The following is a 24089-nucleotide window of genomic DNA, read 5'->3' on the forward strand; positions in this document are numbered from 1 at the left end:
ATTTAGTGATTAGCATGGATTGTATTAATCGAAAATGATCTTCTAACATTGGGGCGATTCTGATTTAAACCGGCTAGAATGACAATTTCATTGTATAATGCTGACAAATTATTCAATAAAGAGGGGAAAAAGATGAGTAAAGAACAGATGACAGAAACACAAAATGCCACAGAGGAAATGCTTGAAGCAGAAGTTGAACTCGCAGAAGAAGCGATTGAAGAGACTGTTTCTGAACTTGAAGCTTTAAAAGCTGAAAAGGAGAAACTTTATGATCAATATGTAAGAGCTGTTGCTGAATCTCAAAATGTTGCTCGTCGTGCAGAGATTGATGTTGCAAATGCACATAAGTATGCGCTTGATAAGTTTGTAAAAGATCTTTTACCCATCATTGATGCGATGGAACTTGAGATGAAAGCTGTCGATGAAAACTCATCTGAAGAACTAAAACGCTTTAGAGAAGGTTCTCAATTGATGTATAAGATGCTACTTGGCGCCTGTGAGAAATATGGTGTTAAACAGCTCAATCCTGAAGGGGAGAAGTTAAATCCAGAATTGCATCAAGCAATCTCGATCATTCCTCATGAGGGGTTTGAGACCAATCAAATTATTACGGTTGCACAACACGGTTATTTATTAAATGATCGTCTCATTAGACCAGCACAAGTTATTGTCGCAAAATAAAAAACAGTTTCTTTGATTCGGTACACTAGCAAAAGATAACAAGTTGATTTATCATTGTCGGGTATTAGATCATATTAAACAATAAAATTGACTTGTATTTTCTAGGAGCAGATCGTGCAAAAACAGTCAGATAAATTCTCATTTTCGTTGCTAACCATTTTAGCAGCACTTGCTTTACTAGTAATTTTAGTTGTACTAGTGACCTCATTTGTCAAATTGATCGATCGAAGTATTGGTGGAACACCATATGAGAATAAAGATCTAGTGGCTGAAAGATTAACCCCTTATGGTCGTGTGAATACAGGTAATTTAGTGGCTGCCGGCCCTAAAGTAAAAGCACCTCAAGAGATCTACGTCTCACTTTGTGCAAGCTGTCATGACACCGGGTTAAATGATGCGCCCCATATGGGCGATAATGCAGCATGGTCTGCTCGTTTTCAAGAGCGTGGTCTAGATGGTTTGCATAATAGTGCGCTTCATGGACGTAACCTAATGCCAGCTAAAGGTGGCGATCCACGTCTATCAGATGATGAGGTGATTCATACGGTTGACTTTATTCTTGCTAATAGCGGTATCGAAGTGGCGGCAAGTGATCCTGCAGAAGATATCGTTGCGGAAGAAGCACCAGCAACAGCCGAAATGGGTGAAACAGAAGCGGCAACTGCAGAGAAAGTAGATGCTGCGATTGTAGAACAAGCTGCGGTAAAACAAGAAGCGATTGAGGCAGCAGTAGAAGAAGCAGTTGCCGAAACACCTAAAGCTGAAACAACAGAAGATGCTATCAAAGCTGAAGCAGTTAAAGTCGCAGATGATGCAGTAGAAACAGTTAAAGATGCTACAAATAGTGTGCAATCAGCTGTAGAGAAAGTTTCTGAAGAAGCAAAACCAGTGATTGAAAAGGTCACAAAACCAGTAGTAGAACATAATGCTGCTGAAACAACAGAGTAAACTTCTATAAGTAGTATGATGTGGGAGTTACACTCATCCCCATAATGCACTTATCAGAATTTAAGCGTATAAGAGAAAACGGGTATGAGACAGTAGATCACATACCCGTTATTATTTTTTGTTGTAGTCTTACAGAGGAGAGAAAAGATGCGTTTTTTACATACAATGGTTCGTGTAACGGATTTAGAAAAATCATTGAAGTTTTTCACAGAGATTCTAGGATTAAAAGAGACTCGCCGTAAGGAATATGAAAAGTGGGAATGCACTTTAGTCTATTTAGCCGCTGAAGGACAAGATGTTGAAGTAGAGTTAACTTACAACTGGAACTCTGATGAAAAATATGGCATTGGCCGAGCATTTGGGCATTTAGCTTTTGAAGTAGATGATATCTACGAAGTATGCCAACGGGCAATGGATGCAGGTATTGAGATTAATGTACCGCCAAGAGATGGCTGGATGGCTTTCTTTAGATCGCCTGATGATATTTCCATTGAGTTGTTACAAAAAGGGGAGCCTAAAGCGCCTCAAGCACCTTGGAAAGACATGGAGAATGTCGGTTGGTGGTAATGTAATCCTAATATAGTTCATAGTTCACGTTGCAACTGTGAACTATGGTGGGCTATGAACTGTAATAAGAATAATAAGTAAAGGATAAATTAGATGAAGAAATTTCCCATGACTAAAGTGGGTGCAGAAGCACTACGTCGTGAATTAGACGATTTGAAACAAGTACAAAGACCACGTGTGATTGAGTCAATTGCAACAGCTCGTGAACATGGTGACTTGAAAGAAAATGCCGAATATCATGCAGCTAGAGAAGAACAGAGCTTTATTGAAGGTCGTATTGCCGACTATGAAGCGCGTTTAGCCAATGCTCAGGTGATTGATATTACTGAAATCCCGAATACGGGGAAGGTTATTTTTGGTGTAACGGTGACACTTTTTGATGTAAATGAAGATAAAGAAGTTACCTATCAGATCGTCGGTGAGCATGAAGCGGATGTGAAACAGAATAAGTTATCAGTAGTTTCCCCGATTGCTCGTGCGCTTATTGGTAAATCTGTTGATGATGAAGTCACTATTCAAACACCGGGTGGCAATCGTCTATATGAGATCATTAGTGTGGAGCACATCTAATCTATCCGATTTTTAATAAAGGTTGATAACAGAGGTAAAACTTATGCAAGCATTGACAGCAAATCCGGTAGCAAAATGGATTATCATTCTCATTCTACTATTAGGGGCTGTCTTCTTCCATGAGTTCCTTGTTCCGGCATTAGGGGCGATGATTATCACGTTTGTGACTTGGCGGCCTTATACTGATTTAGTACGATTTTGCCGAGGTAGCACACTGCTTGCTGCCTCTATTGCAACAACCTTAACTGTTTTAGTGATTATCATTCCTTTTCTATTTTTATTGCATTATCTCTATGGTGAGATAATGCTTTTTCGTACTTGGTTAATTGAAGCGAATACCTATGGGATTGCTACGCCTGCTTGGTTACTCAATCTACCTTATGGTAATGAGCTTGGAAAATATTGGGTTGAGTACTTAGGAACGCCCAATGGGGTAAATCTCTTTTTTACCGAGATCGGTCTTGCAAACTTGAGCTATGTTGCTGCTGTCACAAAATCGGTCACCAAAAGTTTTAGTGCTTTAGGCTTTACACTACTCTTTATGATGATTATCCTCTTCTTCTGCTATAAAGATGGGCGAAGAGTCAGTCGGCAGTTAGATAAAGTGGGAGAGAGGGTATTTCCGGGGCGATGGAAACGAATTTCTCGTATTGTACCAACGCTTGTGAGCTCTACGGTGTCAGGAATGGTGATTATTGCCATTGGCGAAGGGATTGTATTTGGTTTCGTTTATTACTTCGTCGGTGCTCCAATGCCAATTACTCTTGGTATCATTACCGGTATTTTTGCTTTGATTCCCGGTGGTGCACCGATGTCAATGACCTTAGTATCACTCTATTTAGTGGGAAATCACCAATTAACGCAAGGGATTATTCTATTTTGTTGGGGAACGGTTCAGCTCTTTGTGGTTGATAAAACGATCCGTCCTCGTCTAGTGGGTGGTGCGGTTAAACTGCCGTTTTTACCAACTATTTTAGGGCTTGTTGGTGGAGTCAAAACAATGGGCATTATTGGACTCTTTATCGGACCTGTCATTATGGCGTTACTGGTGGCTATTTGGCGTGAATGGGTGCATGAAGATAATCCTCGGCAACTCGATGAGCAGTTAAAAGCGAAGATCGCGAAAAAACCATAAAATATCGAATATGATGAATCCCTCAATTTGAGGGATTTTTTTAGTTTTTGGGAAATGTTTTAATTCATTGTTTTCAATTTTTAATAAGGTTTTCCGCTATATTTATGGAGTTTTGATTATCATGATGTCATGTTTAAGGGGTATATTATTAGAATAGAATCAAATAGATGATTGAATGGTTGATAGGGTTTATTTATCAATATATGGGGGGCATACAACCTCTTATCCAAGAATAAAGGCTGTGAAATTGAAATAAGCTTTAAATATTTTTAAAATTTTTCAGTTATTATCACTTAGAATATATTGTTTATATGGGGCTATTTTCTAATAGAATTATGTCTTGTTATATCTCAATTTAAATAATTAAGATAACCTTAAGATTCAATTGATCTACTATCTTATTGATAAAGATAATGATCATTAAGAGAGATGTGAATTGAATCAGCTTGATACTTCAGAAGGAATCGAATGAATAGGAATTTTACAAAAACGTGGGGGCTATTATGTCTTATAGTATTACTCTCACCGTTAACGGTATTTGCTAAAGTGACGGATGTCGAGCTTGCTGAAGTGGTACTACAGGATAAATTCGAAGAGATCTATGCTGTGGGGATTCTCTATCCTTATCAAGAGGTGATTATTCGACCTGAAGCGTCAGGGCGTATCGTGGAGATTGCTTTTAAAGAAGGGGAAGAGGTAAAAGCTGGGGATCTTCTGATTGCCTTAGATTCCAGTATTGAAGCTGCAGAGTTACAAGAGAGCAGTGCAAAGCGAGTGTTAGCCAAACAAAATCTCGATCGAATGCTTGCCGCAAAAGGCGGGTCAACCGCTCAGGCGCGTGATGTTGCACAGGCTGAATATGCGCAAGCGGTGGCCAATGAAGCGATTGCTAAAGCTAAATATGAGCGCCGTTTTATTCACGCCCCTTTTGCCGGAACAATGGGCCTAAAGAAAGTGGAGTTAGGTGATTATGTACAATCTGGGGCTGATCTTGTTCGACTTCTGAATATCGATCAATTACGACTTGAGTTTAATATTCCCGAGCGCGTTGCCCACGTCGCTGAGCAGGGGCAAAATGTCACTTTTACGGTGGATAATTTTCCCAATAAGCTCTTTACCGCAGAAGTCTATGCTGTAAGCCCTGAAATTGAGCAGAAAGGCCGATCTCTGTCTGTATTAGCGAAATTTCATAATGAAGATCAGACGCTGATTGCCGGTTCATTTGCGCGTTTAAATCTCTTAATTCCGCTTAATTATCAAGTGATTATTATTCCGGAAGAATCGATTTTTGCTTCGGAAGGGGCGCAATTTGTTTATCGAGCAGTCGAAAATGAGAATGGCGATGGCTTTATAGCTGAGTTAACGCCGGTGGAAATTGGGCAGAGAAGCACCTTTAATGTGGAAATATTATCAGGATTAAATCCGAATGATATCGTTGTGAAAGCGGGGCAAGTACGCATTAAAGATCAGAGTGAGATTCAAGATGCAACGGGGACCATTCTTCCTGAAAAGTTACGTAGTAAAACGAATCAAGATAGTACACAAGACCAAGAGCCTAAGATTCAAAATAACAATAGAGTAGAAAATAACCTAGAAAATAGCGTAGGAAATAGAGTCGGCGATACGGCAGATCAGGAGTCATAATGAAATTATCTGAAGTTTCGATTAAACGACCAGTTTTTGCGATCGTCATTAATATTATTTTGATTCTCTTGGGACTGATCGGTTTAGATCGGATGTCGATACGGGAATATCCTGATATTGATGTACCGATTATTAGTATTCGTACAAGCTATCAAGGGGCAAGCCCTGAGATTATTGAGACGCAAGTGACTAAAGTGATTGAAGATGCGGTAACGAGTATTGATGGAATCGATTATATCGCTTCCGATTCTCGGCGCGGTTCCTCTTCGATCAATATCACTTTTAATCCTAATAAAAATATAGAAGAAGCGGCCAATGATGTACGTGATCGGGTTGCGCGGGCGAAGCGTTCGCTGCCTGATGAGGTGGATGATCCGATTATTCAAAAGAGTGATTCTGATGCCGATCCGGTGGTGATTCTAGCGCTATCAAGCGATCAATATAGTGCCATTGAGCTCACTAAGATGATTGAGACCATTGTCCAACCGCAGATCGAATTACTCGATGGCGTGGCGAATGTGACGCTTTGGGGCGGACGAGAACCGGTGATGCGAATCTGGATTGATCCACAGAAAATGGCAATCTTAGATGTGACAGTGAATGATGTAGAATCGGCACTTCGGGCACAAAATGTGGAGATTCCGGCGGGCACTATTAAGAGTTCAACACAAGAGTTTTCTATTGTAGCGAGAACCGATCTTAATCAGGTGGAAGAGTTTCGCAATATTATTATCAAAGTGGCAGATAATGATGTCACTGAAAATCGTCCTATCGTCCGTTTAAGTGATGTTGCCTTAGTGGAATTAGGGGGCGTAGAGGAGAGCTCTCGCCCTCGATTAAATGGTAAGCCCGGCGTAGGGGTTGCGGTGATTAAACAGTCGGTTGCCAATCCGCTAACGCTCTCTGCCGATATTCGTGCGCTATTGCCGGCATTACAAGAATCATTGCCGGAAGGCGTTCAAATTGCTGTAACTTCTGACTCATCGGTCTTTATCAATAAATCTTTAGGGTCTGTTTATAGCACTATTATCGAAGCGCTCATTTTTGTGGGTGTCATTATCTTTATTTTCCTAAGAAATTGGCGCGCAACCTTAATTCCGATGGTCACAGTGCCGATTTCCCTTGTGGGAACGCTCTTTGTGATGTATCTCTTAGGCTACTCAATTAATACACTCACGCTCTTAGCGTTCGTACTGGCGATAGGGCTTGTTGTGGATGATGCGATCGTGATGTTAGAGAATATTCATCGTCATATTGAAGAGGGATTAAGCCCCATTAAAGCGGCATTTATTGGTTCTAAGGAGATCGGTTTTGCGATTATTGCAATGACCATTACGCTAGCGGCGGTTTTCCTACCTTTGACCTTTACCCAAGGGCGCATTGGGAAGCTCTTTGTGGAGTTTGCCGTCACCTTGTCGGTTACTGTACTTATTTCAGGCTTTACGGCTTTAACGCTCTCGCCGATGATGTGTTCTCGATTACTCTTGAGTCATCGAGCAGAAGAGGCTTCCGAGACAAAACCACGAAAATGGGGCATTACCCGTTTATTTCATCGGATATCTGACGGTATCGAGTGGTGTTTAAATAAACTGACAGAAGGATATGGCCGATTACTACATTGGCTAGTGAAAGCGCGTTACTTTGTATTGCTCTTTATGGTGGTTATTTTTGCCGGTGCAGGTTGGTTCTATACCAAGCTACCCCAAGAACTATCGCCGACTGAGGATCGAGGAATGATTCGAGTGATGGCGATTACTCCGGAAGGGGCAACGGTTGATTTTACCGATCGTTATTTTACGGAGGTGGAAGATCATCTATTAGACAATTTAGATGACGGCACAACCGTTTATGCGATTTCCGGAATCTCAATGGGGGCGATTGCTTTTGTGACCTTACCGGATTGGGATGATCGTAATGAATCACAAATGGAGATTACTTCTCGGTTAAATAAAGGGTTACAAAATACGGCATTAGGGCTACGGGTCTTTGCAAGTAATCCGCAATCACTCGGACAGCGAGGAGATTCCAAAGATGTACAGATTGTGATTCGTTCCAATGATTCCTTTGAGAAGCTCGATGGTCAGGTTACCGAAATTATGGAAAAAATGCGGGAGAATCCGCTCTTAATTTCGCCAGATAATGATTTACGAATGAATACACCACAGTTGGAGGTTTCTGTCGATCGGGAGAAATTAGCGCTCTTAGGTATTGATGTTTCTGTGGTCGGGCGGACTTTAGAAACTGCGCTCGGTGGGCGAAATGTCACTCGTTATAAAGAGGGTGCAGAGCAATATGATGTAATGGTGCAAGTGGATCCACAAAAACGAAGTCAACCGAAAGATCTCGAAGGGATCTATGTACGATCGCAGTATGGGGAAATGGTGCCACTTTCAAACTTTGTGACGGTGGAAGAGACGATTGCGCCGCAGAATTTACGGCATTTTAATAAGCTCCGTTCGGCCACTATTTCAGCCAACTTAGAGTCAGGTGTTTCCCAAGGGGAAGGGATTGCCATTGTTGAGAATATTATTCGGGAAGTGATCCCGGAAGCAATGCTTGATTATCAAGGATCATCTCGGGAATTTATCGCCTCAGGTGCTTCAATGGTCTTGATCTTTATGATGGCGCTACTCTTTATCTATCTAGTATTAGCGGCTCAATTTGAATCTTGGATTGATCCTTTTATAATCCTCTTTAGTGTACCATTAGCTGGTTTTGGGGCGTTAGGGGCTCTTTATTTAGTCGGTGGAACAATCAATATCTATAGTCAGATCGGTTTGGTGACACTAGTGGGATTGATTACTAAACACGGGATATTAATTGTTGAATTTGCGAATCAGATTAGGGAAGAGGGCGTGTCTAAAGTGGAAGCTGTGATTCGCTCGGCGACTTTACGGTTACGACCTATTCTGATGACAACCGGTGCAATGGTACTAGGTTCTATTCCGCTTGCGCTTGCAATTGGTGCGGGTGCGGAATCTCGACAAGCGATTGGTTGGGTGATTGTCGGCGGTATGAGTGTTGGGACATTCTTCACTTTAATTGTGGTGCCGATTGTCTATCTCTTTATCGGCGGACGTAAGCGCCGGCAAAATCCGGAATTACACAATTCCACAACCGATCATAATGAGATGGCAGTGTAATCATTATTCTTTGACTGATTCTCTGATTTCTGATCTCTACCATGATCTTGAGTAGGAGATCAGCAGGGGATACTCGGAAATACTTGAGAATAATAAGAAATAATGAAAAATATAGTAAATATGGTTTGAGAAAAATGTTTTTTAGACAGCTATAGTGCCGGATTAAAAAAACATAAAACCGTACTAAACAACACTTGCAAGATGTCGGATAGAACGGCTTCCTTGCCTCAATCAGCTGATGCGCCGACATTTCAACAAGCTTATTTTGAACCGATATTACTATAAAAGGGAAGCATTACTCGGATGCTTTCCCTTTTTTGTATGAAGATTTCTGATCGATAAAATTGAGTAGAATCAGGTACAATACGATCTATTGAGTATTGGTATGAGAGAAAATAATGAAGATCGTAAACTTGGGTGAGCAGCCTTATTTATCGGTATATGAAGCAATGAAACAATTTACCGAAACAAGAGATGAGAAGAGTGAAGATCAATTATGGGTTGTCACTCATCCGCCAGTTTATACTCAAGGACAAAATGGTAAAGCAGAGCATATTCTCAATCCCGGCAATATTCCTATTGTTCAAGTCGATCGTGGGGGGCAAGTGACCTATCATGGGCCGGGGCAGATTGTGATCTATACCTTGATTAATTTCAAAGCAAGACAATGTGGCGTGCGCTCGTTGGTGCGTGCTTTAGAGCAGGCAGTTATTGCTACTTTGGCTGATTACGGGGTTGCGGGAAATGGTGATGTGAATGCACCGGGTGTCTATGTGGCCGGAAAGAAAATCGCAGCACTTGGGCTTCGGATTCGGAAAGGCTCGGTCTATCACGGTTTGAGTTTGAATGTCGATATGGATTTAACCCCCTTTTCCGGCATCAATCCTTGTGGTTATCAAGGATTAGAAGTGACTCAACTGGCTGATTGGGTTGATCATCCGTTAGAGATAAAAGCAGTGACGGAAACATTATTACAACATTTAACCTATTATCTTGCACCGGCACAGTTAAGTGTTGCATTTAAAAGTTCCCAATGATGCAGAATCAGGGAGAGATTTATGACCATTATTGATCGATAGATCTGACAAGCTATTGATTAAAAAAGAGTGCGTGATAGGCTAGAGAAATTAGGCATAGTTAGGATGAGACTCAGGCTGAATAGATCAAGGCTGAATAGATTAAGGCTGAATAGATTAAGGATAAATAGTGATGCAAGCACGAACGCTTAAGATACAAACTCATACAATAGGGGAAGAGATGAGGGGAAAACAATGGGGGTAGCACAACAGGAGGAACGCTCGACAGTTAAAACCGAAGGCTGGAAGCGAGCGGTGCAAATTACAGGGCCGGTTGCGATGGGTTATGCCCCTGCAGGAATGGCCTTTGGGGTTTTAGCCAGTGCCGCAGGTATTCCTTGGTGGATTTCAATTGTAATTTCGATCGTGGTCTTTTCAGGAGCCGCACAATATGCGGCGATTCCCTTAGTCGCGAGTGGTGCCGGAATCTTTAATCTTAATCTCAACACCTTTGTGATTAATTTACGCCATATTTTCTATGCACTTCCCTTAGTGGATATTTTGCCGGTGAATCGATGGAAGCGAGCTTATTGCTTATTTTGTTTAACGGATGAATGTTTCTCGGTGATGAGTGGTTTATCAAAGACGGAGCAGAAACGCTATTTTCTACAAGTAGCTTTTCTAGTACACGCTTATTGGGTGATTGCCACGATTGTTGGCATTATTGCCGGTGAGCAGTTAGCAAATCTGATTCCCCATTTAGAGTTTGCATTACCGGCACTCTTTGTCATTCTCTGGTATGAGCAGATGCGTGTTAAAAATATTTGGTGGCCAACGCTGATTGCTTTAGCTTGCTATCTCTTGAGCTTATGGCTCTTTCCGCAATATGTCTTAATTTTGGCACTGATCTTATCTGTGGGTTTCATTATGATTCGTGGCGCGCTATTACGTCATTTAAGCAAGGAGCAGAATAATGGGTAATATGAGCTTAATAGCGCTGCTGATTGCGATTTTACTGATGGGATTGATGACCTTTTTACTTCGGGCATTTCCGACATTTGTTCCTAAAAAGGTGTTAGATTCTTATCTATTACGCTACCTGAATTATGCATTACCATTGAGCGTGATGGCGATTTTGATTATTCATAGTATGGAGATTGATTTTGCGGCGATTGATGGAGCGCTATTATTGGCAAAAGTGGGCGCATTAGCGCTTGTTTTATTGAGCTATATCGGTTGGCGAAATGTCTTTTTAAGCGTGATTATCGGTGTAGCGGCTCTCAATGGCTTGATTTATCTTATTGAATGGCTTGTACAATAGTGTAAAAAATCGTTAAAATAACGGACCGTTTTGTGTCATGATTGATCTATTGTTCATCGATTATTGTCCATTTGATTTAAGATCAATAGGTTAGGATAATAGAACGAGAGCACTATTCAGGCACAATTTTAATCTTAATGTACAGTGCAGATGTGCGGTACAAATAGACGATAAGAACAGAAAGATGAAAATTGCAACTAGGTGGCTATGGGTCACAATTTTTTGGTTTGTTTTAATGACATTAATGCTTTTTCTGCCAGATGCGACAGAAAATCTGCCAACACCGCTACTTTTCCCGCAAAGTGATAAAGTCGTACATTTTGCTATTTTTGCGCTATTAGCCGGATTACAATTTCATACACTCAATCAATATCGATTAAAGCTACAAATGCGACAATTGATCGTGATATTTTTAGTCTTTTTTAATATTCTTTTTGCCGCATCGAGTGAAATTATTCAAGAGCATTGGGTCGATGGTCGTAGTGGTGATCTCTGGGATGTTGTCGCCGATGTCATCGGAATGCTGGTGGGAATGCTGATTAGCAAGCTTATCGCGCTATCAAATCATAAAGGAATGGAGTGATCTCGATACTCTCTATTGATCAAAAGTGGGCTAATTTGCTACAAGTGGGCGCACGATATCAGATCCATTCTTGCTTTGCGCATGCACTTAACTTAATAGATGAAAGAGGGCAGTTTGCCACATTTTTATCAGCGGATTTCCCTAATGGTCCATTGACGTTACGGGTGAATACACTGCCCAAAGCGACATTAGAAGCATTACAGGAGTCAGCAATCCCTTTGCAGTATCAAGAGCAGGCAGGGAAAGGGGCTTTTATAGCGCCAGGTTTGTGCTTTACTTTTAGTGGAGAAACGACTTACTGGGAGAGTCAGCTTCCGATTATGGATGGGTCAGCACAACAGCCGTCGAATATTAAACAATCGCTGCAAGCTAGTTTACAACTTGCAAAATCATTGTTACCCGTTAGAGCACTTGATGATCGTGTGATGCAATATATCTACGAAACATTAGAGTCTCAGAGTACTCAATTAATATCGGCTATTGTGGATAATAATCTGCCTGAAATCTCACGATTAGCGGTAAAACAGATAGGGCTAGGAATGGGATTAACGCCCTCTGGAGATGATTTTTTAGTGGGGTTAATGTTAATTTTATGGCTTAATCCGAAGCGTTATCAAGCTCTCTTAGAACAACTTCAAGTCACAATTGAGGATAGCCGTACGCAGACCAATGAAATTAGTTGGTGGATGCTCAATTATGCCGTTTCAGGACGTTTTAATGGCTGGCTACAAGATTACGCCAAGGCATTGGTTCTTGCTGATTTAACCGCTCAAAAAAAGGCGGTAATGCAAATTTTAACGATTGGTTCAAGCTCCGGTTCGGATATGGTGACAGGGATTGTGGCGGGGCTTCGAGTATTATTGAAAGATAATACAATGCAAGAATAGTACAATCACTATCAGTCAATAATGAGTAACGAAAAAAAATAAGCGAGCGTTACGGCTATTTTTGAGGATTTATGCTAAAGAGGCTCGATCTATTAAATCAAAAATTAATGCAATCAATCGGGTTATTTAAAAATATTTTAATGATTGATTTTATTATTGATTTTCATCATAAAGCCGACTTTTTCGGCCACAAAAAAATAATTCTTAGGATACACTGTGGTAGTCTTTATTGAATCATCGAATAAGGAATTTATCATGGAGAAACAAGAAATGAAAAAGCCGGTTATGGTATTAGCAATTGGTGGGAATGCTTTAATTCCTGATAATAATCATCTTGATATGCAATCTCAGCGGGATATTGCCGCAAAGTTAGCGAAAAATATCGTAGATCTTAGTGAAGAGGGCTGGCGCGTTGTATTGACTCATGGCAATGGGCCACATGTAGGTATTCATCAGAGCCAAGGGGAAGCGGCTAAAGATAAATTACCGCAGTATCCGTTAGATCATTATGTATCAGCCACGCAAGGTGAGATTGGCTATCTCTTGCAGTCTGCAATTTATAACGAATTAATGCAACGTAAGATCAATCAACAAGTAGCGACGCTGATTACTCAAGTGGTAGTCGATCCTAAAGATCAAGCATTTACTCATCCCGATAAACCGGTCGGTGTTTTCTTGAGTGAAGATGAAGCGAAACAATATGAAAAAACATTGGGTTGGAGCGTAGTAGAAGATTCAGGTCGTGGTTGGCGCCGAGTGGTTGCTTCACCGAAGCCTAAGCAAATTTTAGAGCTTAAAATGATCGAAGAACTCATTAGTAATGATGTATTAGTGATCTCTTGCGGTGGTGGTGGAATTCCTGTGATGATCGATGATAAAGGGCAGTTACAAGGTGTTGAAGCAGTGATTGATAAGGATCGAGCATCTTCACTTTTAGCTTCTGCATTAAAAGCAGATGTTTATCTGATTCCTACAGGTGTTGAAAAAGTGGCTATTAACTTTGGTAAGCCTAATCAAGAGTGGTTATCAGAGATGACCGTAGCAGAAGCGAAAGCTTATATCGAAGAAGGGCAATTCCCGGCAGGTAGTATGTTGCCGAAAGTGGAATCATTGTTAGATTATCTGAAAGAGAATCCTAATGGTGCCGGTATTGTGACGACTCTTGATGCGATGGCTGATGCACTTCGAGGCAAAACAGGCACTCGTATTGTGGTGTAAGTTGTTTACAGTATTGACATCGTAACTCTTCAAAAGTGAAAGAAAAAATCAGAAAAATCAGAAAAATCAGAAAAATCAGAAAAATCAGAAAAATCAGAAAAATCAGAAAAATCAGAAAAATCAGAAAAATCAGAAAAATAAAAAAAGAGAGATGGATAAATCTCTCTTTTTTATTGTCGATTGTTTTAGTCGCTTATTCGTTAATAGGCAAGGTAAAGGATTCAATAACTTGGATGACTTCCGACACCTCTGGGTTCTGTCCTTTTCCTCCTAAATTATGAGCATAAGGATTTTGTTGTGTGGGAATCACGCCGGCATAGTGGGAATCACTACCGAGGAATAGACCAATAATGGGTCGGTCCTGCGTATTAGCAAGATGAGCAAAGCCGGTATCGACAGCGATAATAAGAGCCGCTTTTGAGAGAATGAGTCCCGCTTCTTGAAGGGAAACTTTGGGCATCACAATCGCTTCAGGCACTTGTGCTGCAATACGTTCAGCGCGTGTTTTTTCCCGCTCATTTCCCCAAAAGAGAATGGAGATTAAGCCTCTGCGTATTAAGTATTGACCTACTTCGATCCATTTTGCTTCCGGCCACTCTTTATTCTCGGCGCTAGTCCCATGAATTAGCGCGACAAAGGGGCGATTAGGCGTTAAAGGAGAATGCTCGGTCCAATGATCAATTCCAAAATCTGCTAACGGTTCTGGTGTATAGTTGAAAATTTGCGCTAGGAGCTGCCGATTACGTTCAATGGCCGTGAGACCTTTGGGGACTGAAAATCCATGTTGATAAAATCGTGCGGCAAAAGGATCTCGGATCGATTCTTTTGTGTAGCTATAAGTGGGAATGGTGCCTTTTTGTGCCGCCATTTTTGTAATCATGGCACTTTTAAAAAGCCCTTGACAATCAACGATTAAATCCCATTTTTCAGCTTGAAGGGCTCTTTTGAATCGGCCAAAATCTTGCCAGGTTTCCCGTTTGAGTAGATTTTTCTTCCACCGGCGACTTCCAAAGATAATCAGATCTCGTGTCATCGGATGCATACGCGCGATGTCGGCAAACGACTCCTCAACCACCCAAGTGAGATGATATTCATTAGGACGATGGCGAGATAGATCAGTTAATGCAGGAAAGGTATGTATTAGATCCCCCATAGAGGAGGTTTTAATGAGCAATAATTTTTTCATGTAGTAAGGATCTATCAGCTATTGATTGAAGGGATAATGACGCAGATATTCGTGATTATCAGGAGAATGAGCCTCCTTCTATGAGAGAATATCTGCTATAAAATAGGCTATAGGATAGCAAGATACGGTGCAGAAATCTTCTTCGTTATGATTCACTTGCAGATACCACAGGTATATCGATATTTTTTAATAACTTTTGTGCAATTGGGTCATTTTGCTCAAAGAGATTGATAATTTCTTGTACAATCTTGCCTTTAAGTTCTTTATTCCAAGCGAGCATCATTTTAGAGGGCACTCGATGATTAGGAATTTTAATCTCAACGAGTTCCCCTGAATCTAAGTAGGGCTGACAAATTGTGCGAGGAAGAAAACCGATGCCTAAGCCTTGGAGATGGCATACTAATTTTGTGCGCATATTGGGGACTTTAATCTCTTTTTGCCCTTTCAATAGCCAAGCTGTGCGCTTTTGTAAATTACGAGCCGTATCTTCGACATTAATAGCAGGATACTGTCGTAATAGCGCTTCTGTTGCGATTTTATCTCCTATCTCTTCTAAGATTGGATGATCTTTTGCCACAATAAACGCCCAGGAGATGGCTCCTAAATCGAGCATTTCATAGTGACTAGTCAAGGCTTCTTCGCCAGGCGCACCGATGGCAAGATGATAATTATCATAGATCAAACTATCCCAAACGCCCATAAAGATCTGCCGAGAGATCGTGATTTTAGTCTGGGGAAATCGCTGATTAAGATGGACGAGGAGCTCTGTAACCGCTTCTACATTATAAAGAAGATTATTGATCGTGATATTCACGCTAGGCTCAATTCCGTCATTAATCTGTTGTAGCTCTTTAGTAATCCCATCGAGCCAGATCAGCCACTGTTTACATTGTTCTAGTAGATGCTCGCCGGCGGCAGTTAATTCTACGGTTCTTGTGGTTCGGTGAAAGAGCTGTGCGCCGACATACTCTTCGAGCATTTTGATACGATAACTAATTGTCGCAGAAGTTTTATGCAAATTATGAGCGGCTTTAGAGAAACTCTTCATTTCAGCAACTTGGACAAACGAACGCATTGTTTCTAAATCAAGCATAAGAATCCTTTCTTAAAATATCTCAATTGATAATCTTATCTGTAATTTATATTTAATAGAATCTTTAATAGACTTTAAATAGGTCTTTAATGGACCTTAATGATCTGTTATTGATCATTTATGGGCATACTGAGTGAAAGCCATATATTAGATATCTTGTTGATTTTATATTCTAAAAGACTATTTAATAAATTAGATAATGGAATAATATATTAAGCAATTAAGATATCATATTGCATCATAAAATATAGATAGGATTATAAAAAAGAAGCCAATAAGTAGAAGACTTATTGGCTTTAGTCATATTAAGGTACTGTTCTTCGGTTTAATTTGTCTATTTTTTGTGCTTTTACTAGGAGGTTTTTGAGCGATTTTACTGTAGCACTTTTGATAAACAGAACTAGATGTCTATACTAACCATCAAATACCTTATGATATATCTCCAAATCGAGCCATCTTAAAGGATACAACTGAAAGGAGTCGATGAAGAAGAGATATTTAAGATGAGGGACTTATCGGTGATAGAGCCGATAAGTGCTCCTCAGATTACAAATGACAACTAATTAAGATGCATCTATTACTAGGATGCTTGATTATGCGTTATAGATCTTATCAAAGGCCACTAACGCTTTTTCGAAGCATTCAAGCGGTGCGCGTACTGTACCTGCACCCACTTGACCCACACCTGGATCTTTATGCGCAATACCGGTATTGATCACAGGAGTGATTCCTGTCTCTACGACTAAGCGCATATCTAGTCCAATTAAGGCTCCTTGGAAATCCCAAGTAGGAATCTGTAAGCCCATATTGTGATCCACATAGATTTCACTCATCTCTTCAGAAGTTTCAACGGCTGCATCAAAACCACCTGCACCGACAAATCGAGTTACACCAGGCGCTGCAATCATTGCACAACCACCTACACCGTAGGTCTCAGTAATCGCACTATCACCGATATCAGGGTTTGCATCATCTTGGGTATAGCCGGTAAAGAAGAGACCTTGTGGCATATTCACAGGTGCTTCAAACCATTGATCGCCTAGACCACTGACACGAATTCCGAAGTTACGACCATTACGGGTCATGGCTGTCACAATGGTCCCTGCTTTGATCTGAGCGCCGGCATCCATGGCTGCTTTACAGTACGCCATACAGACATTAAGGAAGAACTGGTCAGTGATACTTAAGAAGTTAATCGCTTTCGTTAACTCTTCTTTAGGACGATCAAGACCTGCAATAACTGGTGCAAGCGTTCTCACTAAAAGGGCAGAGGTTGCAATATTACGTTGATGGAACTCATCGCCCATTGTGATACCTTGTGCCATATGTGCGGTGATATCAAGGCCTTCATCCATAGATTCTAAGGCTTCATTGAGAATAGGGCCAAAGGAATCACGCATCCAGCGATGACGTGCTTGCACTTCTTCCCCAAAGGCACCAAAGCGCATCACTTTACCGATCCCTTCATTGATATTGCAGTAGGCGTAGTTACCATGAACTTTATTGAATACTTTAAGCATCGGCATATTAGCAGAAGTGATCCCGCCCATAGGGCCGACTGCATCAACCGTATGGCAAGGAATAAATTCCACTTCACCGGCATCAAGAATTTTACGAGCACTTGCTTCATCTGTTGCCCAGCCTTCAAAGATCGCCGCCCCAATACAAGCCCCTTGTGCCGGGCCTGTCATCTCTTCCCATTTGATAGGAGGACCTGCGTGGAGGAGTTTTTTACCAGTGGCTAAAGTCGGTACTGCTTCTTTAGCAGGAATAACACCTACCCAACGGGGACGCGCTTCACGAATACGTTCAACAACTGCTTTGTTCGCTTCATCAATGGTTGCAAAATTTGTCATAATATAGTCCTCTTATTTCAAACGTTTAAGAATGTTTGCTAATTGCTGATTGCCACCTGCAATCGGAGCCCACTGAAACTGTACAACAGGAATGCCGGCAGATTGAAGATCCTCTGAGAAGCTTCGTAATCCCGCATTAATGACCTTAACGCCCTCTAACAGTGGATAAGGTTTGAGATCGGTTTTAGCTTGACGTGGTGTAATGAGTGCAAAGGCAAGGGCGGCTGCTTCAGGAAGATTATTCACAACAGCGATCCCCGCTTCTTTAAGAAGTTCGATCTCTTTATCACGTCCTTGAGGATCTTGATTTGTTCCTGTAACGGTCGCGATGAAGTTAATCGGTGCTTGTCGTTTTTCCCGTAATTTTTTGATGGCACTCACGACAGATTCCGCGGGAGCAGGTCCTGCACCGTAGCCGATCACCACATCAAGGAGTACAACACCAATTTCAGGACGATTGGCTAATTTAATAATCTCCTCTTGTCGAGAAGTGGGGTCAATCATAGGATGAGGGCGACCTACTGTGTAGAAATCATCCCCAAGGTCAATAATTTTATGCCCATTAGCATCTAACATTGTACCTTTCTCATGTTTAGAATCGATCTCGGCATTCATCCCTTCCGCTAAAATAAGAGCGATCTCTGCCGCAAGCGTCCCTCCAGTATAAAGTCCCAAAATTTTACTCTCTGGAACTGGAGTCATGATTTCATAATCTTTCTCGACCTCTGATAACTCTGCAGCTAAACGGGCTGCTTTATCAATGGTATTAATCAGGTGAACATTACCATCGCGGGGTTGATCGATTTTACTACCTAAGAAGAGCGCAACGACTGGTTTCGCAATTGACTTCATCCGTTGAATGATCTTTTGACGCACTTCTTCAGCAGGAGGTTTAGAAACAAAAGCAATGACCTTGGTGTTTTCATCATTCTCTAACATATCAAGTGCAGTCATCGCACTCACACCGCCGACATCTACCGATAAGTCTCGTCCGCCAAGACCAATTGCATGGGTAATACCTTGTCCCGCTAAAGCGATCTGTGAGCAGAGCTCTTGAATCCCCGTTCCCGATGCGCCCACAACGCCGATATTTCCTTCAGGAATCACATTGGCAAAAGCAAGGGGTGCGCCGGCAATCATCGAGGTACCGCAATCTGGTCCCATAACAATAAGCCCTTTATCAGCCGCTTGTTTTTTAAGACGAATCTCATCTTGCAGTGACATATTATCGGAGAAGATCATCACATTAAGATCTTTCTCGATCGCTGATTCTGTTAAATCTGCAGCATATTCACCGGCGATAGAGATAAGCATAGTATTGCTATCTGGCATTCTTTCAAGTGCTGAAGCGAGTCGGCGTGCTTTAGGAATACGTTTACCACTTCCCCCTTGATTTTTGGCAAGATTGGCAAGTTCTTCCTCTAGTGCTTCAACGACCATTTCAACAATTGAGTTATCTGTTGTTTCTGCTTTAATCGCGATACAGATGTCGTTAGGCGTTGCTTCTTCAAATTCTGGGCTCCAAAAACCGGTGGCTTTTAAGAGATCTTTATTGGCAGGTGTTCCCATCATAACGGAAATTTCTTCCACTTCAGGATGTTCACTCAGTTTGCGAGAGATAATCATCAAGCTAACCGAATCCTGAAAGCTGCCTTTCTTGATATAAGAGTGGATCATAGTTTCGTACCTCATTTAAATGTACTGAAATTTGTGTGTGCTATATGTCACATCTCAAAAAGTAACACCCTTAGTGTAGGGAAATGATGATATATGTCATGAAAAAAAGGCTGTTTAAAATTTTCAAAGAATAGTGATTCATTACGCTGATTTTTTTGATGAGTGAGCTTGAATACTGGCAAGTGTTCAATATTAAAAATATTTTGAGTAATGTGATCTTATTTACAAGACTTTTCTCGCAATAGGAGAAATAGGTATTTAAGTCAAATTTTCACAAACTTTTATGATATAGGATAAGATCAGTTACAACTCAATCTCTTTTTAGGAGTCTATTATGAACATCAACTCACAAAAAACACCGGCAAATAGTCGCTATTGGATCACGACGATTATTATCTTCTTTTTAGGGTGGGTCTTTATTTATGCAGGTCGTGCAGTTTTTAGTCCTGTGATGCAAGATGTTGGTCGATCATTTAATATCGACCAGGCAGCGATTGGAGGGATTATGAGTCTCTTCTATTTTGCATATACCGCACTACAGATTCCTTCAGGTATGATGGGTGACAAAGTGGGGCGGAAACGTATTTTAGTGACCGGCTTCTTCTTATATGCGGTATTTATGGCTGCAGTGAGTTTTGCCCCTAATTACACTGTTTTCATTATCTTCTGGATGTTAGCAGGGGCGGCGCAAGGGACTTTCTATGGCCCTCAATATGCCCTTTCATCAGAAGCAATTCCTAAAAAATGGGTAGCAGTAGGTAGTGCTATTATCGGTAGTGGGATGTCTTTTGGTATCGCGTTAGGTTATAACTTATCCAGTATTATGACGACTCGTTTTGAAACCACTTGGCAACAACCTTTCTTAGTGATGGCTGTACCAGTATTTGTATTAGCCATTGCGATGTTAATCTTCATCAGAGAGCGTGCGCCGGGTCTGGATGAGCAAGAACAAGAAGCGAAAGCTCAAGCCGCTGCAAGTGGTGATGCTGGGAATTCAGGTTTCTCTGCGCTCTTTAAAAATCGTAATCTTGTTATGGCTTATATTGCAATTTTCTGTTCAATTTATGGTTTCTTCGTCATTATCACGTGGTTACCGACTTACCTTGTACAGCAACGTAATATGGATCCTGTATATGCGGCAAACGTTGCCTCTATCGTGCCTTGGATCTCAATTATCGGAACAATCTTCTTTAGCTACTTATCTGATAAATTGGGTAAACGTAAACCGATTGTGCTCTTTATGTTGCCATTATCATTGATCTCAATCTTTGGTATCGTAGCTTCAGAATCAACCGCTGTTTTAATTACCGTATTAGTGCTTTATGGTTTTATCGGTAAAATTAGCTTGAACCCTGTATTATTAGCACTTTGCGCAGATAACGCACCACGTGCTTCTTTAAGTACCGCTTTTGGTCTCTATAACTTCTTCGGTATGAGTGCTTCAATTGCGGCACCTTGGTTAACAGGTTTTATTGCAGATCAAACAGGTAACTTAAATATGAGCTTCTACTTCGCAGCAGCGATTACCATTATCGGTATTATTGCAATGCTCTTTGTAGATGAAAGCAAAAGTCCAAATCGAGTTGCTAAATAATTAGTATAGAAGCATCTATCAATAATATTGAATCATTAAATAATTTGATAATTTAATGGATGAAATCTAGATCAAACCTAGATAGAAATAGAGTGAGCCCTAGTATGAAAAATCATGCTAGGGCTTTTTCATTGGCACTATTATCGACACTATTATTGGGGTTGGGAACAATATTTTGTATATCAAAAATGATCATTTAAGTTGGGGAGAGAGCCGTTATAAAAAGTTATTAAATGATCATGTCCATTTAGATGAAAAATTTAAGTAGTGTGATAAAGCTAATTTAAATCAAGCTATAGAATCATGTTCATCCTTTATATTGCAGATAGGATTAGATAAAAGGCTCCTATGAAAAGAGTAATCATTATCGTGAGCATCCACCATTACCGAGATTGATTCGATTTAATCAGGTGTTACATTCCAATATAGAGGGCAAGCGTATGAAACTTACAAAAACAGCATTACATCAGTTAATGAGTCAAAAACTTCACCGAGCAGGATTATCTCAGGAACACGCAGATATCGTTGCGGATATTTTAGTGCATGCGGATGCGCGAGGCATCCATTCTCATGGCGCGGTACGTGTAGAGTATTATTCAGAACGTATTAGCAAAGGGGGAACGAACTGTACACCTCACTTTCGTTTTGAAGCTACAGGGCCTTGTAGTGGGATTTTTCATGCAGATAATGGTGCCGGCCACGTTGCCGCAAAATTGGCAATGGAGGAGGCGATTCAATTAGCGAAAGAAAATGGTGTTGCAGTTGTCGGTATTCGGCAGATGGGGCATAGTGGCGCACTCTCTTATTTTGTGGAGATGGCGGCGAATGCGGGTATGCTTGGGCTTTCTGTATGTCAATCAGACCCGATGGCAGTGCCGTTTAATGGTGCGGAAGTCTATTATGGAACCAATCCCTTAGCATTCGCAGCACCGGGAGAAGCAGGTAAAAATATAATCTTTGATATGGCAACCACTGTACAAGCCTGGGGGAAAGTATTAGATGCGCGTTCCCGTAATGCTGCGATTCCAGATAATTGGGCAGTGGACAGTGCGGGTAATTCTACAACTGATCCACACGCAGTACATGGGCTATTGCCGATCGCAGGGCCTAAAGGCTATGGTTTAATGATGATGATTGATGTGTTATCAGGTATTTTATTGGGACTCCCTTTCGGTAAACATGTCTCTTCTATGTATCATGATCTCTCTGAAGGCCGTAATTTAGGGCAATTACATATTGTGATTAATCCTGACTTTTTTGCCGGTGGTGAAGTTGTTCGCCGAGGCATTACCCAGATGATGCAGGAGCTGAACCAAATTAAACCCGCAGCTGGCGTTGAACGAGTCTTCTATCCCGGTGAAAATACAGAGATTGCCGAGCGTGAAAGTGAGGAGAATGGTATCGAAGTGGTGGATGAGATCTATCAATATCTCATTTCAGATCAGCTCTATATCAATTCTTATGATCATAAAGATCCTTTTGCAAGCTAATCTGAATGGGTTGCTATGAAGGTAAGAGATATAGAGAGGATCTATAGAGCGATAGGATCTACAGAGGCTCGATAGAGCCTCTACATAACATAACATAGCAAAACTATAACGCGTCAATGAGAAGGGGGGGTAACGAGATGGGATTAAAAGAGAAGAGTGGCTATCTTTGAATCTATAGGGCTATCTTTTCTGAAATATCATCTTTAAAAACCCTAAAACACCTGCTACATTGAGTGATGATCCTAAAATTGATGATGATAGCTTATCATGTAGAGATCATAGTGAGATTATTAGAATATCCGCTCTTTGAATGGGCGGATATTTCTGTAACTGCTATAATTGATTGAAATTGAAGATAATAATAACGAACACAATAGAGTGATCTATAGATCAAACCTATATATGGAGCGATAAGATGATTAAGGTAGGAATTATTGGGGTAACCGGTTATGCCGGGCAGCAATTATTATGGTTATTAGAGCAGCATCCTGAGATAGAGATTCGTTTACTTTCTTCTCGCTCTTATGCTGATATGCAGATTCAAACTGTCTATCCCAATTTTGAAGGTCGATTAGATCATACCTTAATTAAAGATGAAGACTTTATTGCGCGATTAGAAGAGATTGACCTACTCTTTATGGCATTGCCCCATGGCTTATCGCAAGGCTTTGCCCATAGCGCTTATGAAAAAGGGGTGAAAGTCATCGATCTTGGCGCAGATTTTCGATTTGAAGATTTAGACACCTATGAAAAATGGTACAAAGTGCCCCATAAAGCCCCTCATTTAATGCCTTATACCGCATATGGAATGCCGGAACTGCACCGGGAATTGATCGCTCAGAGCCATATTGTCGCTTCACCGGGCTGTTTCCCCACAACAGCGATCTTAGGGATTGCACCGCTTATTGCAGGTCAATGGGTAGAAACAGATCTGATTGTCGATTCAAAATCAGGGACAACTGGCGCAGGTCGGGATGCACGTACATCCTCCCTTTTTTGTGAAGTAAATGAGAATTTCAAAGCGTATGGTGTGATGAGTCATCGGCATACGCCGGAGATGGAAAAAGAGCTCGAAAAGCTGACCCATGAGAATGTGGATGTCCTCTTTACGCCACATCTTTTACCGGTCAATCGGGGGATTCTCTCGACGATCTACGCTACAGTAAAAGCAGATATTGCATTGACAGAAGCGAAAGCGTATGAGATCTACCGAGAATTTTATCAAGATGAGCCCTTTATTCGTATTCGGGAATCATTGCCGGAACTCAATGCGGTCAGAGGCACTAATTATTGTGATATTGCCATTCGCGTAGATGAAACTCGGCGGAAAGTGATCGTAGTTTCGGCAATCGATAATTTGATTAAAGGCGCGGCAGGTCAAGCGGTGCAGAGTATGAATATTCTCTTTAAATTCCCAGAAACATTGGGATTAAATATGCTTTCGATGTATATTTAAAACACAATTTGAAAGAAAGGCGAT

At 41.0% G+C, this 24089-nt stretch carries 20 protein-coding genes; 16 read left to right on the forward strand and 4 right to left on the reverse strand.

Features of this window, described 5'->3' with window-relative positions:
* Nucleotides 1–132: 132 nt before the first annotated feature.
* The 13 genes from grpE (at nucleotide 133) to arcC (ending at nucleotide 13713) form a co-directional block, all read left to right on the forward strand.
* Entirely contained in the window at nucleotides 133–681 is a 549-nt protein-coding gene (gene grpE / locus DC083_RS02960; RefSeq protein WP_109188788.1) for a nucleotide exchange factor GrpE, read from the forward strand.
* 114 nt (nucleotides 682–795) lie between these two features.
* Nucleotides 796–1629, forward strand: coding sequence for a c-type cytochrome (locus DC083_RS02965; RefSeq protein WP_157954880.1), 834 nt, complete (start codon nucleotides 796–798; stop codon nucleotides 1627–1629).
* A 147-nt stretch (nucleotides 1630–1776) separates the two neighbouring features.
* Nucleotides 1777–2196 (forward strand): VOC family protein, encoded by a 420-nt coding sequence (locus DC083_RS02970; protein WP_109188790.1) that lies wholly within the window; start codon nucleotides 1777–1779, stop codon nucleotides 2194–2196.
* A gap of 93 nt (nucleotides 2197–2289) precedes the next feature.
* Nucleotides 2290–2766 (forward strand): transcription elongation factor GreA, encoded by a 477-nt coding sequence (gene greA, locus DC083_RS02975; RefSeq protein ID WP_109188791.1) that lies wholly within the window; start codon nucleotides 2290–2292, stop codon nucleotides 2764–2766.
* Between the two features lie 43 nt (nucleotides 2767–2809).
* Nucleotides 2810–3901 (forward strand): AI-2E family transporter, encoded by a 1092-nt coding sequence (locus tag DC083_RS02980; protein WP_109188792.1) that lies wholly within the window; start codon nucleotides 2810–2812, stop codon nucleotides 3899–3901.
* Nucleotides 3902–4369: 468 nt separating this feature from the next.
* Entirely contained in the window at nucleotides 4370–5545 is a 1176-nt protein-coding gene (locus DC083_RS02985; RefSeq protein WP_109188793.1) for an efflux RND transporter periplasmic adaptor subunit, read from the forward strand.
* Nucleotides 5545–8688, forward strand: a complete 3144-nt coding sequence (locus DC083_RS02990; protein ID WP_109188794.1) for an efflux RND transporter permease subunit — start codon at nucleotides 5545–5547, stop codon at nucleotides 8686–8688. The genes DC083_RS02985 and DC083_RS02990 overlap by 1 nt, the downstream gene beginning before the upstream one ends.
* 398 nt (nucleotides 8689–9086) lie before the next feature.
* Nucleotides 9087–9725, forward strand: a complete 639-nt coding sequence (gene lipB / locus DC083_RS02995) for a lipoyl(octanoyl) transferase LipB (protein WP_109188795.1) — start codon at nucleotides 9087–9089, stop codon at nucleotides 9723–9725.
* Nucleotides 9726–9959: 234 nt separating this feature from the next.
* Nucleotides 9960–10685, forward strand: a complete 726-nt coding sequence (locus DC083_RS03000) for an AzlC family ABC transporter permease (RefSeq protein WP_109188796.1) — start codon at nucleotides 9960–9962, stop codon at nucleotides 10683–10685.
* Entirely contained in the window at nucleotides 10678–11025 is a 348-nt protein-coding gene (locus DC083_RS03005; protein ID WP_109188797.1) for an AzlD domain-containing protein, read from the forward strand. Before DC083_RS03000 ends, DC083_RS03005 begins: the two co-directional genes overlap by 8 nt.
* A gap of 184 nt (nucleotides 11026–11209) precedes the next feature.
* Nucleotides 11210–11608 carry a VanZ family protein gene (locus DC083_RS03010; protein WP_109188798.1) on the forward strand — a complete coding sequence of 133 codons (399 nt, stop codon included), beginning with the start codon at nucleotides 11210–11212 and terminating at the stop codon, nucleotides 11606–11608.
* Complete coding sequence (locus DC083_RS03015; RefSeq protein WP_109188799.1) at nucleotides 11605–12495, forward strand: oxamate carbamoyltransferase subunit AllH family protein; 891 nt, start codon at nucleotides 11605–11607, stop codon at nucleotides 12493–12495. The genes DC083_RS03010 and DC083_RS03015 overlap by 4 nt, the downstream gene beginning before the upstream one ends.
* 255 nt (nucleotides 12496–12750) lie before the next feature.
* A complete protein-coding gene (arcC, locus tag DC083_RS03020) occupies nucleotides 12751–13713 on the forward strand; it encodes a carbamate kinase (protein WP_275667258.1) in 963 nt (320 codons plus the stop codon).
* Between the two features lie 193 nt (nucleotides 13714–13906).
* Here arcC and waaC read toward each other — a convergent pair whose 3' ends face one another.
* The 4 genes from waaC to fdrA form a co-directional block, all read right to left on the reverse strand.
* Nucleotides 13907–14899, reverse strand: a complete 993-nt coding sequence (waaC, locus tag DC083_RS03025) for a lipopolysaccharide heptosyltransferase I (RefSeq protein WP_109188800.1) — start codon at nucleotides 14897–14899, stop codon at nucleotides 13907–13909.
* 145 nt (nucleotides 14900–15044) lie between these two features.
* Complete coding sequence (gene allS / locus DC083_RS03030; protein ID WP_109188801.1) at nucleotides 15045–15992, reverse strand: HTH-type transcriptional activator AllS; 948 nt, start codon at nucleotides 15990–15992, stop codon at nucleotides 15045–15047.
* A gap of 593 nt (nucleotides 15993–16585) precedes the next feature.
* Complete coding sequence (locus DC083_RS03035; protein WP_109188802.1) at nucleotides 16586–17848, reverse strand: YlbE family protein; 1263 nt, start codon at nucleotides 17846–17848, stop codon at nucleotides 16586–16588.
* Nucleotides 17849–17860: 12 nt separating this feature from the next.
* Nucleotides 17861–19525, reverse strand: a complete 1665-nt coding sequence (gene fdrA, locus DC083_RS03040; protein ID WP_109188803.1) for an acyl-CoA synthetase FdrA — start codon at nucleotides 19523–19525, stop codon at nucleotides 17861–17863.
* Between the two features lie 334 nt (nucleotides 19526–19859).
* On the opposite strand from fdrA, the gene DC083_RS03045 reads away from it, so the two are divergent.
* The 3 genes from DC083_RS03045 (at nucleotide 19860) to argC (ending at nucleotide 24065) form a co-directional block, all read left to right on the forward strand.
* Nucleotides 19860–21119, forward strand: coding sequence for an MFS transporter (locus tag DC083_RS03045; protein WP_109188804.1), 1260 nt, complete (start codon nucleotides 19860–19862; stop codon nucleotides 21117–21119).
* A 440-nt stretch (nucleotides 21120–21559) separates the two neighbouring features.
* Nucleotides 21560–22609 carry an ureidoglycolate dehydrogenase gene (allD, locus tag DC083_RS03050; protein WP_109188805.1) on the forward strand — a complete coding sequence of 350 codons (1050 nt, stop codon included), beginning with the start codon at nucleotides 21560–21562 and terminating at the stop codon, nucleotides 22607–22609.
* A gap of 415 nt (nucleotides 22610–23024) precedes the next feature.
* A complete protein-coding gene (argC, locus tag DC083_RS03055) occupies nucleotides 23025–24065 on the forward strand; it encodes an N-acetyl-gamma-glutamyl-phosphate reductase (RefSeq protein ID WP_109188806.1) in 1041 nt (346 codons plus the stop codon).
* Nucleotides 24066–24089 lie beyond the last annotated feature (24 nt).

The organism is Ignatzschineria ureiclastica (assembly GCF_003121845.1).
Classification (GTDB): Bacteria; Pseudomonadota; Gammaproteobacteria; order Cardiobacteriales; family Wohlfahrtiimonadaceae; genus Ignatzschineria; species Ignatzschineria ureiclastica.